The following is a 13,723-nucleotide window of genomic DNA, read 5'->3' as shown; positions in this document are numbered from 1 at the left end:
GTGCGCTTAGAAGTTTTCTGTGAGGACAGACTTGGTCTGACTCGTGAACTACTCGATATTCTTGCTTCCAAGAACCTTGATCTCCGTGGTATCGAAATCGATGTCACCGGGATTATTTACCTCAATTGTCCGGATATCGACTTTGATACCTTTAGCGAGCTTATGGCTGAGATTCGCCGTATTGCAGGTGTTAAGGATGTTCGAAAGATCCAATTCATGCCGATTGAGCGCCACAACAATGAGCTTATATCACTTCTTAATAATCTCCCTGAACCCGTCTTAGCGATTGATCTAAAAGGTCACGTTGATATGGCGAACCATGCTGCGCTTTCACTGTTTGCCAGTGAAGAGAGTGAGATGATTGGCCATCAAATTACCACGCTACTGCCGAGCTTCAACTTTGCGAAATGGGCAGAAGGCAATATTACTCGTCAGCGTGAAGAGATTGTTATTCGTGGTTTAGACTACATGATGGAAATCATGCCGGTTTATATCACCAACGAAGCCAAAGAGTCAGTGCTTGCTAGTACGGTAATGATCATTCGTTCAACGCAAGAAAAACCGCTGTTTGATGATTCGCTTCCATTGCACAACAACTTAGGCTTTGAACACTTTGTTGGTGCCTCGAATCGACATAAAGCGTTAATTAGTCAGGCGAAAAAGCTCTCCATGCTTGATCAACCTTTGTTGATTCAAGGTGAGACAGGGACGGGCAAAGAGATGCTCGCGAGAGCTTGCCACAGCCGTTCTCATCGTGCGGCGAACCCATTTTTAGTTTTAAGCTGCGCATCTATGCCTGATGATGTCGCTGAAACAGAATTATTTGGTCATGCACCTGGTTCGTTTAACCACGAGCAAGGCCACAAAGGTATTTTTGAGCAAGCTAATGGTGGTACGGTCTTCTTAGATGAGATCGGTGAAATGAGCCCGCACTTACAAATTAAGTTGCTGCGTTTGCTTCAAGATGGCCGTTTTCGCCGTGTCGGTGAAGAAGATGAGATACATGTTGACGTACGTGTTATCGCGTCAACGCGTCATCACCTTGCCGACCTCGCTGAATCTGGCACCTTCCGTGAAGACTTATTCTATCGCCTAAATGTACTGACATTACAGATCCCGCCTTTGCGCGAGCGCTCAAATGATATCACCCCATTACTAGAGCTATTTATTGCCAAGTATGTATCTCAGCTTGGTATCTCTAAACCGAGAATTTCAGATAGCCTTGTTGATCAACTGGTGAGTTATCAATGGCCAGGAAATATGCGCCAATTAGAGAATATGGTTCTACGCGCATTAACGGAACTAGAAAGTGATGAGTTGACCGCCGAGTTATTCCACTTGCCGCAGTTGGATACGCAGAGTGCCAATGGCCCTGTACTAAGCCTTGACGGATCTCTAGACGAAATAATGAAAGAGTATGAGTCTCAAGTACTTGGACGCTTATATCAGTCATTCCCATCCAGCCGTAAACTGGCTAAGCGCTTGAACGTTTCACACACTTCTGTGGCGAACAAACTTCGTGAATATGGAATTCGCAAAAACTAATATGAAAAGAGTCAGTACCCCAACTCAAGCTTATGAAGTAGATGAAGACATTGTTATCCGTACCGCTGAACCGACGGATGGTAAGTTAATCTCAGATTACTTTATCGCAAATCGAGCGCATTTGAAGCCTTGGGAACCAAAGCGCGAAGATGCATTTTATTCCGAAGCAGGTTGGACGCAGCGCTTGGTCAAGCTCAATGAGTTACATCGAATGGGGCTTGGGTACTACTTGATCATCTTAGATAAAGAAACCAATGAAATGCTCGGTACGGTATCGTTTAGCAACGTATCTCGTTTTCCGTTTCACGCTTGTAACTTAGGTTACTCGTTAGCCGATAGTGCTCAGGGGCGCGGTGTGATGACTCGCGCGGTGAAAATGGCCGTGAACTACATGTTTAAAATCCAAAATATGCACCGCATTATGGCCAGTTACATGCCTAGGAATAAGCGTAGCGAATCGGTGTTAGAACGTGCGGGTTTCGTTAAAGAAGGCTTTGCTGAAAAGTACCTATTGATTGATGGTCAGTGGGAAGATCATAACTTAACGTCGATAGTGAACCCACATTGGAAGGATGTCTAAGATGGAAAGGTTAGAGAAACAACTGGCTCTATTGATGGAGTTGGATCGTCTTAAGTCTGTGCTGCGACGTACTCGTGTAAAAAGCGCAGACAAACGCCTAGAGAACAGTGCGGAGCACAGCTGGCACGTGGCGTTGATGGCAATTCTAATGGAAGAGCATGCCAATGAGCCGGTAGATATTGCGCGAGTTGTTAAAATGCTGCTTCTGCACGATGTGGTTGAAATTGATGCTGGTGATCTCTTCGTTTATGACACGGCCGCATCAGCCGAGCAAGAAGAAAAAGAACTCAAAGCTGCCCAGCGTCTGTTTGGCATGTTACCGCAAGAGCAGGGCGAAGAACTGTTCGAATTATGGACTGAATTTGAATCGGCGAACAGCGCTGATGCCAAGTTTGCCAAAGCGCTCGACCGTATTATTCCTATGTTGCTCAATTACCATAATCAGGGCCAAAGCTGGCAGGAGCATGGTATTACCAGAGAGCAAGCGTTAACCGTCAACCAAAAGATCCAGTTTGGTTCAGAGGCGCTGTGGGATAAAGCGAAACAAATTATTGAAGAAGCCACCAATAATGGTTGGCTAAAAGCATAGTGCTTTAAGAGGTTATTAAATGTCGTATTTAACTTTGGATGAATACCAAAGAAAATGGATTTTCACGCACCAATCAATGCCGGTTGCTGAGGAACAGCTACAAGCGATTAAACCGATGACTCAGGCTAGGTCATCTCAGCTATGGCAAGAGAATATTAGTGCGCAGAGTCCAGATGCGGATCGTTTGAGCTCTTCTGATTGGCCGATGAACGACTCGAACTGGAAGGAAACAATTGATTGGATGGCCGCGTGGGAGTCTGATGACGAAAGCTTGCCAGAGGCAATACTCGAGTTTATTGATTGGCAAGATGACGTAACTGTCTACTTTTGTTATGAAAAATACAATGTAATTGAGACCAAATGGTCGACATTCAAAAAGTGTTGGAAGAACTTTCTATTCTACGATGATGGTCCTATTCTTATCGGCCGTCGTCGTAACGAGGCGTTATGGTTTGATGGTAACGGTAACGTAAAACTAGGTTCTCGTAAGTAATATCACAACAACAGGAGTCGCTAAGGCGGCTCTTGTTGTATACGCACATTTATCTCCTTCCTATCGACGTCGTTTCCTCATCACTAATTACGCTTATTTTATGTGCAACTAAGTGCATTTTTATAACTCTGGCTATACTATCAGTTAGGATAGAGCTATGAGGAAGAGTGATGGAAGACAAAATACTGCATTCAGTCATCGAAATCACCGAACAACGCAACAGTACCTCTCTAGGCCACTGCCTTATCGCAACACTGACTGAGATGCTGCCCATTCGCCAGGCCAGTTTAACTCATTTTATGGGTAATACTTCGTTGGTCATTGCTCATGTAATGAAGCAAGAACCAGAAGATGACTATCATTGGATCTACGATCAAGTGGGCACGCAAGTTTATAGTCATGACCATCTCAATGAACAAATCAGCATCGTAGAGGAACAAGGCGGAGAGTACGTTTGGAGCTGTCCAATTTCTATCTCAGACTCTAGTTCTGCCTTACTCAAGGTGTCGATGGACAAACCCAATAAACAGTATGAGTTGCTCATCGATGGCTTTGCCCAAATCTACCGCAACTACTTGGTTGTTTTACACGAAAGTGAACGAGATAAGCTAACAGGTCTGTTGAATCGACGTACGCTAGAAGAGCGTCTTTCGCATTGCTTTGGTGAGTCACTCGATGGGGGCGACGCTTTAAATGTGTGGATAGCGATCATCGATCTTGACCATTTTAAGGCGGTGAATGATAAATTTGGCCATATGATTGGTGACGAAGTGTTGCTTATCTTTGCCCAGCAACTGCGTAATTTCTTTTGCGATCAAGAGCAGTTGTTCCGTTTCGGGGGGGAAGAGTTTGTCATCATGTTCCCGCCTCAAGAAAAATATCAGGTACTAAGATCGCTCGAAGCCTTTCGTCAGTTAATCGAACAATACCGTTTCCCGCAGGTTAATCAACTTACCTTTAGCTGTGGTCTGTGTGCTATTTCTCGCAGTCAGTACCTGCCCACAATTCTAGATCATGCAGACAAAGCTCTTTATTTTGCTAAAGAGTCAGGTAGAAACCAAGTTAAGTGTTATGAGGATATGAGCAGTACACTGAGAAACCCAAATGAGGATGATCTATTTGATGATGTTGAACTGTTTTAAATGATCAACATTGATCGTGTAACTTCATGAATTGTAAAGAGTAAAACCACAACAAAAATGTGACTTTTAGCTCATAAATCGACGGCGTTTTTGCGCAAATACTGTAATTTGTTATCATTTATAAGAATTATTAATCCAATGAGCAGTTTTAAGCAATCAATCGTCTTAGGGAAGAGCAGTGAACTTAAATATATCTCAATTACGTACTGACTTTTACGCACACATAAGTGCGTTTCAGGCTTATGCACTGCCTCAGACAAAGCCGACGCTGTCATTCTTGAGCGAAGAAGAGCTAAGAGAGCTTGAAACGTTATGGATTGAACACTCAGTTTGGAAGCACCAGCAAGACTAATCTCCACTCGCTGAACCAGATCTCTAGCCTCGCAATACTATTGTGAGGTTTTTTATTGCCCAAAGCTAAAATTGTTATATTATAACAATTGTCAAACTAACCATTGAATTCTGTGGTAAGAGTCCCCATAGTTAGTTTCAAAGTGAGATCTTTTTGATAAATCCCACACTTAATAAAAACATAGAGATTCAAGTGAGTAAAAATATGGCGGAAGTAAGAGCCAGAGTCGACTTCAAAGTAGGTGTAAACAGTAACATCGATGCGGAGCTACTTTCTTTTCATGGATTGAAAACAGAAAAAGAGCACGTCGCGGTAATATTTAAGCAAGCTGATAAAAACCAAGAAGCGCCACTTGTCCGAATGCACTCAGAGTGCCTTACTGGTGACGTATTCCACTCATCACGCTGTGACTGTGGTGAGCAACTTGATGAAACGATCAATCGTATGGGTGAATCCGGCGGCATTATCTTGTACTTACGACAAGAAGGACGTGGGATTGGCCTGTACAACAAAATAGACGCTTACAAGCTTCAAAGTGAAGGTATGAATACCTACGAAGCGAACAACCACCTTGGTTTTGGTGACGATCTTCGTGACTTCACCGAAGCAGCACAGATGCTGAAAGCATTAGGTGCTGAGCGAATTCGTTTGGTAACCAACAACCCGAAAAAGGTCAATGATCTGAAAGAGTACGGGATTGAGATCGAAGAAGTTGTCAATACATCTGCGCACGTTAAAGATGGCAACGAAGGCTACCTACAAGCAAAAGTCTCTCACGGTAAGCACAATCTAGATATCTAACGTATTGAAAAGCCTATGTTGATAAAAGCCTCACTTTTGTGAGGCTTTTTTCGTTTCTGGGTTGCAAAAAAATTGTAAGTTTGTATTATTCGCATCAGTAGTGCAAATGATAATGATTAGCACTAATAAATCAGAATAATTATTAAGCTCAACAAGGACGCTTATCAATGAATGTTAAAACTCTATTAGCTCAATCTGTCGCAGCTTCACTTTTGATCGCTAGCGGTTCTGTTTTCGCAGCAAGCGTAACGAAAGACCAAGTCGTTGAGCATTATGCAGATGTGGCTCACGCAGTATTTGCTGACTCTGTGACGACCGCTAAAGCGCTAGACGCATCAATCGACACTTTTCTTGCTAATCCAACTGCCGCAAAATTTGAACAAGTAAAGCAAGTATGGCTTGCTTCTCGCGTACCGTACCAACAGTCTGAAGTATTCCGTTTTGGTAACGCGGTTGTTGATGATTGGGAAGGTCAACTTAACGCTTGGCCATTAGATGAAGGCTTGATCGATTACGTTTCTGCTGACTACCAATATGAACTAGGTAATGAAGGTGCTAACGCAAATATTATTGCGAACACAGAGCTAACTATCGGTGCATCAAAATTGGATGTAGCAAAGATCACTCCTGAACTGATTGCTGATCTAAACGAAGTTGGTGGTTCTGAAGCAAACGTAGCATCAGGTTACCACGCAATCGAATTCCTACTATGGGGCCAAGATTTAAACGGCACTAACGCGGGCGCTGGTCAGCGTGCTTACACTGACTTTGTTGTTGGTGCAGAGTGTACAAATGACAACTGTGACCGTCGTGGTGATTTCTTGAAAGCAGCAGCAGAGCTTCTTGTTCAAGATCTAGAGTGGATGGAAAACCAGTGGTCTGCTGACGTGAAAGGTAACTACCGTGAAGAGCTACTAAACGATTCAGCGGAAAACGGCCTTCGCAAAATGCTATTTGGCATGGGTTCACTATCTCTAGGTGAGCTTGCGGGTGAGCGTATGAAAGTTGCTCTAGAAGCAAACTCTACTGAAGATGAGCATGACTGTTTCTCAGACAACACGCACAACTCTCATTACTACAACGAGCAGGGCATCTATAACGTATACACAGGTCTATACAAGCGTGAAGATGGCACTTTGCTATCAGGTCCAAGTATCCACGACCTAGTGGCACAAAAAGATAAGCAAGCAGCACAAGAGATTCAAAAGCAATTTGATGTGACACGTTCACAAGTGGGTCAGCTAGTTACTTCTGCAGAGAAAAACGGCCAGTTCTTTGACCAGCTAATTGCTTCAGGTAATACGCAAGGTAATGCACTAGTTAACGACACAATCATGTCTCTGGTTGCTCAAACAGCACAAATTGAACGTGCAGCGAAAATCGTTGGTATCAGTAGTCTGAACCCAGACACAGCGGATCACGAGTTTTAACTAGCACTCGAACGAATACAAAGGGCTCATTAGAGCCCTTTTGACGTTTTATATAAGTCGTCTATTTGAGAGTTATTCCCATTTAATTTGTGCGGATATGTCCGCTTAGTGAGTCATCGTAATGAAGTTGTACACGAAACCATCCATTCTCAGTCTGTTGCTACTCAGCGTTTCTTCAACAGTTGCTGCTTACGACGTTAAGTCAGGTGGTGATACCTCGGTGAAGAAGGATGGAGCGAATGCCTTTTCTTTGCCAGCAGGTAACCTGCCAATGTCGAAACGTTTAGATTTTAGCGTTGGTAACAGTTTTTTTAGAAATCCTTGGGTCCAAGCACCAGCGTCTACCGATGCACGTGATGGTCTTGGTCCACTGTTTAACACCAATGGATGCCAAAACTGCCATATTAAAGATGGTCGTGGACACCCGCCTGAGGAAAACGATCTGCACGCAGTATCAATGCTCGTTCGATTAAGCATTCCTGCGATGACACCAGAGCAGAAAAAAGCATTTATTAGGGATGGAGTGATCCCTGAGCCTACCTATGGTGGACAACTTCAAGACTTCGCTTTGCAAGATCAAAAGCCGGAAGGCACCATTAATATTACCTACCAAGACGTACCAGTGACGTTTGCTGATGGTGCGGTGGTTAATCTACGTAAACCAAACTTAACCATTACCGACTTAGGCTATGGCGAGATGCACCCTGATACACAAATGTCAGCGCGTGTTGCACCGCCAATGATTGGACTGGGCTTATTAGAAAGCATCCCTGATGAAACGCTAAAAGCGTGGGCCGATGAGAACGATGCAAACGGTGATGGCATTTCAGGAAAGGTCAATGTCGTGTGGGATGTGAGAAAAGCAGACTTCGCCATTGGCCGATTTGGCTGGAAAGCGGGCCAACCGAACCTGATGCAGCAGAATGCGGCAGCGTTTAATGGCGATGTGGGCTTAACCAGTAACCTGTTCCCAAATGAAAACTGCACATCTAAGCAGTCGATTTGTGATGATATGCCGAACGGCGGCAATCCAGAGGTTAGTGACAACATCCTTGATTTTGTAGAGTTTTACTCACAGCACCTTGCGGTTCCAATTCGTCGCAATGTCAATGATCCACAAGTGAAATCCGGCCAAGAACTGTTCGCAAAAGCGGGCTGTGAAAGTTGTCACAAGACCAGTGTGAAAACAGCGAAAAGAGATAACTTACCCGCGCTATCGGAGCAAGTTATTCACCCATACACAGATATGCTCCTTCATGATATGGGGCCAGGACTAGCTGACAATCGTCCGGAATACCTAGCGAATGGTCAAGAATGGCGTACTCAGCCGCTTTGGGGTATTGGGTATACGCAAGAAGTGAACGGTCATACTTATTTCTTACATGATGGACGTGCTCGAAACTTGATGGAAGCTGTATTGTGGCACGGCGGCGAAGCAGAAACTGCCAAGAATAATGTCCTAAAGTTCAACAAGAAAGAAAGAGAAGCGCTAATCGCATTCTTGAATTCGTTATAGGGTGAATGATGAATCTAAAACAATTTACTTTGAGCGCTGCGATGGTGGCACTGATGAGTGGCTGCCAATCTTCCGATAGTGATGTGCTTAAGCCAGAGATGACAAATCATTTCAGCCAAGGTGTTTATCAGGTTGAGTTTGCGTCTGCTCAGCGATTGAAAAACGAAGCTGAGAAGTTGTCTCAAACGATGAAAGGTTATTGCTCGACCAATCAAGGTGTTGATGCCGTTAAGAGTCAGTGGCACCAAACAATGGTGGCGTGGATGGCACTGCAAGGCCAAGAGCGCGGGCCAGAATCAGCACTGGCACAGAGCTGGAACATTCAGTTTTGGCCGGATAAGAAAAACACCACTGGGCGCAAGATGGGCGCGTTAATTAAACAGCCGAAATCATGGAGCGTTGAAGAGATTTCACAGCAAAGTGTCACGGTGCAGGGACTTGGCTCGATTGAGTGGCTGTTGTATGACAAAGCTTCCGATCTAAACACGAATCCAGCGACATGTTCTACCGCTGAGTCGATTGCCGCTAACATTGCGCAGAATACCTCTAGTATCGCGCAGGCGTGGGCAACTAACCCTTGGGTAGAGCTAAACGAAAAACAGTGGGACTCTGAATACATTGCGCTGCTTTCGAATCAACTTGAATACAGCATGAAGAAAATGAGCCGACCTCTGGCTAAGTTTGGACAGCCTCGACCGTACTTTGCGGAATCTTGGCGCTCAGAAACATCAATGATCAACCTCAAAGCCAACCTTGAAGCACTGCAAGCGCTGTACTTTGCTAATGGAAATGGACTTGACGCTATTTTAAGAGCAAAAGATAAATCGACTTTGGCGGATAGCATTACCAATCAATTCTCGATGGCGATAGAAACTTGGCCAACGGATGAGAGTCTGTTTGAGTTGCTGCAAACCAAGCGCGGCTATCAAACCGCCTATTCACAATACAATAAACTAGAACAGCTTAAGTATTTGATTCACGAAGAAGTCGCGATAGAACTTGGCGTAATTATAGGGTTTAACGCAACTGATGGTGACTGATAATACAAGACGCTCATTACTAAAAGCGGCGCTATTTGGCGCTGCGTATCCTTTGGTGGGTTGTGCAGTGACCGCTGAGCAAAGTACAGCTCCAGTGCTGATTGGCTGTTCTATTTCTGAGCGTGACCGTTTTAATGCTGTTGTTGCCGATTCAGTCGGAATGCCTCTACGCCAGATTGCGTTACCAGCCAGAGGCCATGGGGTTGCTTCAAATGCGGCATTACATCATGCCGTCGCTTTTGCGCGCAGACCCGGTACATTCTTTCAAGTGTTTGATTACCAAACCGGAGAGTCGATTAAGCTAAGAGTCGCGGATAAAAACCGCCATTATTATGGGCACGGCGTCTATTCCAATGATGGGTTGTGGTTGTACGCGACAGAAGGTGAGCGCGGCAGCAGTCGTGGCATCATTGGCGTCTATGATGTAGTGGCGGGTTATGAAAAAGTGGCGGAGTTTTCTCAGTTTGGTTTAGGCCCTCATGAAGTGATTGTCATGCCTGATGACACATTAGCGATTGGTGTTGGCGGTGTGCATACCAATGGTCGAGAGCCTCTAAACATCGCTACCATGAAACCAAGCTTGAGTTACCTTGATCGAAACGGTGAATTGATCGAGCAAGTTGGACTGGCAGATAACAAACTTAGCATCAGGCATTTAGCTCATGATGGTTCTAAGACGGTACTATGTGGCCAGCAATATCGTGGCGAACCGGATGAGTACCCAGCATTATTGGCGATGCACACTCACGGCGGAGCACTAACGCCATTAAAAGCAGAACCAGAGCAGTGGGCGAGGTTTAACCATTATATAGCGAGCATTGCCGCGACGGACGAATGGATATTAGCTACGTCTCCAAGAGGTAATTGTTACGGTATTTGGTCGAAGCATACCCAGCAATTAGTGGAACTGTTACCTTTACCGGATGCATCGGGCGTTGTTGTTCAAGGTGACGAGTTTAGAGTGAGTTCTGGCGCCGGGAGCGTAATAAGTCAAATGGCACCTGGTAATAAAACGATAGCTCGAACAGGGATTCAATGGGATAACCATTGGTCAGTGATTGGTTGAGTGTAGGGCGTCTTACACTTTACTAACGTAATTCTCACAAACAAGCCGTTCTGTTTATCTTTAACTCTGCCATACTAAAAGTTCAAGGAGTTAGAGGGATCTCGAATGGCAAAATGGATTTGCAAACTACTGGTGTTGAGTCTGTTCACACCAGCAGTTTACGGCGCACAGTATTTTAACCAAATTGGCTGGCTACCATCTGATAGCCCGCTATATGGCCTATTGCAATACCCGCAAGCGGTAGAAGAAGTTTACCGTGAAAACGACAACCAAATGGTTTGGTTTGATTTACAACAGGGCAGCAAGCTTGAGTTTCAATTAGAAGTCATCGATCATGCTGGCTTTAGCCCACTATTTTCTCGTCAACTAAGTTACCTACAGTTTTATCGTAAAAGTAATCGCTGGCATGAGTATGATGTTTTAGCGACAGACACTTTACTGCTATATCTAAGCTATGCCGAGTCCGCTAAAACCGATGGTAAATATTGGTTCTTTGAACAAAACCTATCAGATCCTTTACCACTCCCTCCTAAAAGTGCTCAAATTGCCCTTAAAAGAGGCATCTCTCAACAGCAATTGGCGGAATTGATTGAGCGTTACACGCCAGACTCCAAAGAGTACCAATACCTAGTTGATACTTATCTGCACATCATAAAGTTTGACAAGCTGAACACGCCACCTTACCGCCAAGTCGGAATCAAACGAGTAGGGGATCGATTAGAAAATAGAGATGTGTTGATTCAGCGTTTATCTATTGTTGATGTTGATCTTATTGATGTTAGGAAAGACATTGGTTGGTTTGACCAAACGCTAGAAGTGGCTGTTAAGCAATTCCAAAACTTACACGGTTTGAAACCTGACGGTGTTATTGGCCCTGATACTATCAAGTGGATTAACCTGCCTATCGAAAAACGACTGAGCACACTGGCGATTAATGCCGAAAGAGTACGCTATTGGCCTTCTCAGCGCGACACGATCATTGTTGTTAACGTACCAAGCTTTGAAATGACTTATTGGTCGTCTGGGGAAGAGGTGTTTGAGTCAAAAGTGGTGGTCGGAAAGATTGAGCGCCCAACGCCGTTAATGCAGATCAGATTGGATTCGTTGATCTTAAATCCAACCTGGAATGTCCCGTGGAAGATCATGGTCGAAGATATTATTCCTAAAATACAGAAGGACCGAGCTTACCTAGCAAAGCAGGATATCAAGATTATTCCGAAATGGGGCTCAAGCGAGATTATCGATCCTGACTCTATCGATTGGGACAACCTTAACCCTAGCTCGTTTCCATATCGAATGACTCAAGAGTCAGGCAATAGCAATGCTCTTGGTTTATACAAATTCAATACACCGAATAGAAGAGCAATCTTCCTTCACGACACACCAAGTAAAGGCCTCTTCAGCCGCCAACAGCGTGCTTTTAGCTCGGGTTGTATTCGAGTTGAAAATGCGGATGTCTTTGCCGAGCGATTGATTGAAGCCCAAGGCGTTTCTCGCAGCGCGAAGCTGAATGAGCCACCGAGCTCGAATCAATCCATTCCACTAAAAAGTCGCGTGCCTGTGCATATCATTTATCAAACGGCATGGTATGAGGAAGGAAGTGTCCACTATAGGGAAGATATTTACCGCCTAGACAAGCCAGTGTACCCACAAGGTTAATGTTTAAATAGATGCCAATCGATGCTTTTCATTGATTGGCATTTTTTTACAATTTTTCCTCAATCACTTTTTTATTAGCCTGTTCAATAAGTAAGCTTCTTATTGTTGGCTTGATGTCATTTTGTGCATAGTTTATGCATTTGAACTTCATGAAAGAGTTATGTAGTGTCGCCGTTTGACACATTTCTAGAACTTATTTGTGAAGGTATTTTATCGTGGCATTATCCCGACGAGAGTTTATAAAGCTGGCCGGAAGTGGTTTGGCAGTTGCAGCTTGTACGCCAAGCATTGCACTTGCGTCGTATCCAGATCAACCGCGCAGCCTCGCCTTAACTAACCTCCATACACGAGAAGCATTAGAAACGCGTTATTTCGATGGTCATGATTATGTAGTCAGAGAGCTAGGACGTTTGAATCACCTTTGTCGCGATTTTCGCCGCAATGAAGTGCATACAATGGACAAGCGCCTGTTTGATCATATTAGCGATATTCAGAAAGAACTGGCTGTTGAAGCCGAAGTACAAATCATCTCTGGTTACCGCTCCCCAGCGACTAACCAAGCGTTACGTAATAAGTCGAGCGGTGTAGCGAAAAAGAGTTACCACATGTTAGGTCAAGCGATCGATTTTCGCTTAGATGGGGTAAATCTAAAGCAAGTACGTGATATCGCTCGAGAGCTAAAGTTTGGTGGTGTTGGCTATTATCCGGGCAGCAACTTTATTCATATTGATACTGGACCTGTTCGCTATTGGGCATAATTGCCAAATTGAGACCCGTAATGAGAGTTGTCAAAGTGGCGAGCAAGTGTCATAGTTCAGCCAGTTTGGATTGTTATCAAGGTTAGTTTATGTCCCTTAAGTATCAAGTTGTCCCTGTGACGTCGTTTTCTCAAAACTGCTCTATTGTTTGGTGTGACGAAACAATGGAAGGTGTTGTTGTCGATCCGGGTGGTGATGTAAAACAACTCGCGGCTCTTATTAAAGAGCTAGGGGTAAAAGTAGTTAACCTTGTACTAACGCATGGACATTTGGATCACGTTGGTGGCACAGAGCCGCTGGCTCGCGAACTGGACGGCCCACGTATTGTTGGTCCGCACAAAGATGATAACTTTTGGCTTCAAGGTCTAGAAGGCCAAAGTCAGATGTTTGGTTTTCCATTGACCGAAGCATTTGAACCAGACCAGTGGCTAAATGAAGGCGACAAGATCACCTTTGGCAATCAGGTAATGGACGTGATCCATACACCGGGTCATACACCGGGTCATGTCGTATTGTTTAGTGATGAAGCGAAACTTGCCTTCGTGGGTGATGTGTTGTTCAACGGCTCAGTGGGTCGTACTGACTTCCCGAAAGGGGATTTCGATACACTGATTAGTTCAATCAAAACTAAGTTATGGCCGTTAGGTAATGATGTTCGCTTTGTACCAGGACATGGGCCTGAGTCGACATTTGGTCGTGAAAGAGCATCAAACCCATTTGTTGCTGATGAAATGCCACTTTACTAAATCGTT

Annotated in this window: 14 protein-coding genes; all 14 read left to right on the top strand. The window is 44.4% G+C overall.

Going from position 1 to position 13,723, the window contains the following annotated elements:
* The 14 genes from tyrR to ELS82_RS00265 all read left to right on the top strand — a co-directional run bounded on the left by tyrR (position 1) and on the right by ELS82_RS00265 (position 13,717).
* The gene (tyrR, locus tag ELS82_RS00325; RefSeq protein ID WP_134833696.1) at positions 1-1,545 is read left to right on the top strand and encodes a transcriptional regulator TyrR; all 1,545 of its coding nucleotides are present in this window, start codon (positions 1-3) and stop codon (positions 1,543-1,545) included.
* Between the two features lies 1 nt (position 1,546).
* Positions 1,547-2,125 carry a ribosomal protein S5-alanine N-acetyltransferase gene (rimJ, locus tag ELS82_RS00320; protein ID WP_134833695.1) on the top strand — a complete coding sequence of 193 codons (579 nt, stop codon included), beginning with the start codon at positions 1,547-1,549 and terminating at the stop codon, positions 2,123-2,125.
* 1 nt (position 2,126) lies between these two features.
* Positions 2,127-2,714 carry an HD domain-containing protein gene (locus tag ELS82_RS00315; RefSeq protein WP_134833694.1) on the top strand — a complete coding sequence of 196 codons (588 nt, stop codon included), beginning with the start codon at positions 2,127-2,129 and terminating at the stop codon, positions 2,712-2,714.
* Positions 2,715-2,733: 19 nt separating this feature from the next.
* Complete coding sequence (locus ELS82_RS00310; RefSeq protein WP_134833693.1) at positions 2,734-3,207, top strand: DUF2947 domain-containing protein; 474 nt, start codon at positions 2,734-2,736, stop codon at positions 3,205-3,207.
* A 170-nt stretch (positions 3,208-3,377) separates the two neighbouring features.
* Positions 3,378-4,349: a GGDEF domain-containing protein gene (locus tag ELS82_RS00305; protein ID WP_134833692.1), complete on the top strand. Its 972-nt coding sequence runs from the start codon at positions 3,378-3,380 to the stop codon at positions 4,347-4,349.
* A gap of 178 nt (positions 4,350-4,527) precedes the next feature.
* On the top strand, positions 4,528-4,701 hold the full coding sequence (locus tag ELS82_RS26235) for a hypothetical protein (RefSeq protein WP_004414321.1): 174 nt from the start codon (positions 4,528-4,530) through the stop codon (positions 4,699-4,701).
* 204 nt (positions 4,702-4,905) lie between these two features.
* Complete coding sequence (locus ELS82_RS00300; RefSeq protein ID WP_134833911.1) at positions 4,906-5,502, top strand: GTP cyclohydrolase II; 597 nt, start codon at positions 4,906-4,908, stop codon at positions 5,500-5,502.
* 167 nt (positions 5,503-5,669) lie between these two features.
* A complete protein-coding gene (locus tag ELS82_RS00295) occupies positions 5,670-6,932 on the top strand; it encodes an imelysin family protein (RefSeq protein ID WP_134833691.1) in 1,263 nt (420 codons plus the stop codon).
* A gap of 121 nt (positions 6,933-7,053) precedes the next feature.
* A complete protein-coding gene (locus ELS82_RS00290; protein WP_134833690.1) occupies positions 7,054-8,448 on the top strand; it encodes a di-heme oxidoreductase family protein in 1,395 nt (464 codons plus the stop codon).
* A gap of 8 nt (positions 8,449-8,456) precedes the next feature.
* Positions 8,457-9,488, top strand: a complete 1,032-nt coding sequence (locus ELS82_RS00285; RefSeq protein WP_134833910.1) for an imelysin family protein — start codon at positions 8,457-8,459, stop codon at positions 9,486-9,488.
* On the top strand, positions 9,478-10,554 hold the full coding sequence (locus ELS82_RS00280) for a DUF1513 domain-containing protein (protein ID WP_134833689.1): 1,077 nt from the start codon (positions 9,478-9,480) through the stop codon (positions 10,552-10,554). The genes ELS82_RS00285 and ELS82_RS00280 overlap by 11 nt, the downstream gene beginning before the upstream one ends.
* A 105-nt stretch (positions 10,555-10,659) precedes the next feature.
* A complete protein-coding gene (locus tag ELS82_RS00275; protein ID WP_134833688.1) occupies positions 10,660-12,213 on the top strand; it encodes a L,D-transpeptidase family protein in 1,554 nt (517 codons plus the stop codon).
* 215 nt (positions 12,214-12,428) lie between these two features.
* On the top strand, positions 12,429-12,971 hold the full coding sequence (mepK, locus tag ELS82_RS00270) for a peptidoglycan L,D-endopeptidase MepK (RefSeq protein WP_134833687.1): 543 nt from the start codon (positions 12,429-12,431) through the stop codon (positions 12,969-12,971).
* An 89-nt stretch (positions 12,972-13,060) separates the two neighbouring features.
* Positions 13,061-13,717 carry an MBL fold metallo-hydrolase gene (locus ELS82_RS00265; RefSeq protein WP_134833686.1) on the top strand — a complete coding sequence of 219 codons (657 nt, stop codon included), beginning with the start codon at positions 13,061-13,063 and terminating at the stop codon, positions 13,715-13,717.
* The last annotated feature ends 6 nt before the right edge of the window (positions 13,718-13,723 follow it).

The organism is Vibrio ouci, assembly GCF_004551525.1.
In the GTDB taxonomy this organism is placed as follows: Bacteria; Pseudomonadota; Gammaproteobacteria; order Enterobacterales; family Vibrionaceae; genus Vibrio; species Vibrio ouci.
The sequence above is the reverse complement of the archived record's forward strand: the minus strand, read 5'-3'. Positions and strand labels throughout refer to the sequence as shown.